The sequence below is a fragment of the Holdemanella sp. genome (assembly GCF_056804935.1).
In genome coordinates this window covers 1-1852 of the sequence record NZ_DBMEXE010000271.1, presented here as the reverse complement: position 1 = coordinate 1852, position 1852 = coordinate 1, and the positions used below count along the sequence as shown (strand labels likewise).

Here is a 1852-nt window from a genome sequence, read left to right as displayed (position 1 = left end):
GAGAGAAATATTCTCCACCATGAACAACACGATGACCAATCGCTTTGATATCTTCTAAACTATTTACAACTTTGTGTTCAATTAATGCTTCCATTAATTTTTTTACAGCCACTGCATGATCTTTGATATCTAAGATCTCTTCAATTTTTTCTCCATTGGCTTTCATTCCAAAAATAGAATCGTTTAAACCAATACGTTCTACGTTTCCTTGTGCTAGAACTTCTTCTTCTGGCATTTTGAAAACTTGGAATTTCAAAGATGAACTTCCTGCATTAACACTCATAACAATCGACATTTTTTGATCCTCCTAAAAAATTTCTTTTAATATTTCGATTTGTTCAACATCTTCATGATGTAAAATCCATGAATCCAATAATTTTTTCTTAGCGACATAACCAATCGCTGCTTCATATTTTTCCAGTAATTTCGTAGCTCGATGTACCGAATCCATCGCGGCTGCACGAGAAATCTCTAGTTCCTCACTTATTTCAGTATAAGAGAAATCTTCCTCATAGTAAAGAGATAATATCTCTCTTTGACGTTCGGTCAACAATTCTCCATACACATCTAATAAATCATTCGCATCTAATTTTGAAATCATTATTCTTCCATACCCTTTGTGATTCCCATCAAGAAGGCATTGATATCAAATGGTCTTAAATCAGCAGGCTTTTCCCCTAGACCTAGGAAACGAACTGGTAAGTGTAATAGATCACGAATTGCGAGTACAACTCCACCTTTTGCCGTACCATCCATCTTCGTTAAAACGATACCTGTTACATCAGTTGCTTCCAAGAATACTTTTGCCTGTGAAATACCGTTTTGACCTGTTGTCGCATCTAAAACTAACCAGACTTCTTGTGGTGCTCCCTCAATTTCTCTTTGTACAACACGGTGCATCTTACTTAATTCATTCATCAAGTTTGTTTTATTTTGTAGACGACCCGCTGTATCGCAAATCAAAATATCAATATCATTTTCTTTGGCATAACGACAAGCATCAACTAATACGGAACTTGGGTCTTGGTTCATTTTACCTTTAACACAATGCACACCTAAACGTGTTGCCCAAGTATCGATTTGATCAATAGCTCCAGCACGGAAAGTATCAGCTGCAGCAACCGCAACTTTCTTACCTTGTTCCTTGTAGTATTGAATTAATTTTGCACTTGTAGTTGTCTTACCACTACCATTTACACCAACCATTAAAATAACAGTTGGACCTTCTTCATTCATTTTAATTGGTTCATCGTTTGATTCATCATAGAAATCATAAAGAATTGAAACCAAATAATCTAACATGGAATCATATTCTTTAACATGTTTTCCATTTGATTCAAACGCATCCACAATTTTTTGTGCTGTATGAATACCCACATCACTCTCAAGTAGAATAACCATAATTTGCTCTAATAGGTCATCATCAATTCCATGAAAGTTATTGGATAAAGCACGCATACGATCTCCAAAGCTTTTCTTTGAACGATCAAGGCCTGATAAATATTTATCTTTATCTTCACTTTTTACGAAAGCTTCTTTTATTTTCGAAAAGACCGACATTACTTTTCCTCCTTAGCTATATGTACTGCATCTTTCAATTGCACTTTTAACACTTTACTAACACCATCTTTTAGCATTGTAACCCCATATAACGTATCGCACTGTTCCATAGTTCCTGGTCTATGTGTTACCGCAATAAATTGAGATTGACCACGATAATGAGATAAATAACGGGCAAAGCGCTCAACATTTGCCTGGTCTAATGCAGCTTCTACCTCATCAAAGATACATAAAGGCATTGTACGAGCCTTCAATATCGCAAACAATACACTAATCGCAATCAAAGCTTTTT

3 protein-coding genes and 1 pseudogene are annotated in these 1852 nt (G+C 35.5%); all 4 read right to left on the bottom strand.

Going from position 1 to position 1852, the window contains the following annotated elements:
• A pseudogene (locus ACZQCL_RS09210) lies at window positions 1–295 on the bottom strand (acetate kinase); the annotation flags it as partial.
• 12 nt (window positions 296–307) lie between these two features.
• Window positions 308–601 carry a sigma factor-like helix-turn-helix DNA-binding protein gene (locus tag ACZQCL_RS09205; RefSeq protein ID WP_117925376.1) on the bottom strand — a complete coding sequence of 98 codons (294 nt, stop codon included), beginning with the start codon at window positions 599–601 and terminating at the stop codon, window positions 308–310.
• Complete coding sequence (ftsY, locus tag ACZQCL_RS09200) at window positions 601–1560, bottom strand: signal recognition particle-docking protein FtsY (protein ID WP_118115130.1); 960 nt, start codon at window positions 1558–1560, stop codon at window positions 601–603. The genes ACZQCL_RS09205 and ftsY overlap by 1 nt, the downstream gene beginning before the upstream one ends.
• The coding region (locus ACZQCL_RS09195; RefSeq protein WP_482482964.1) for a P-loop NTPase family protein at window positions 1560–1852 on the bottom strand (293 nt) is incomplete at its 5' end. The genes ftsY and ACZQCL_RS09195, both read right to left, overlap by 1 nt.

What these genes read in the sequence shown, in the direction of transcription:
- ACZQCL_RS09205 (WP_117925376.1), bottom strand. Translation starts at nt 601, where the DNA reads ATGATTTCAAAATTAGATGCGAATGATTTATTAGATGTGTATGGAGAA.
- ftsY (WP_118115130.1), bottom strand. Translation starts at nt 1,560, where the DNA reads ATGTCGGTCTTTTCGAAAATAAAAGAAGCTTTCGTAAAAAGTGAAGAT.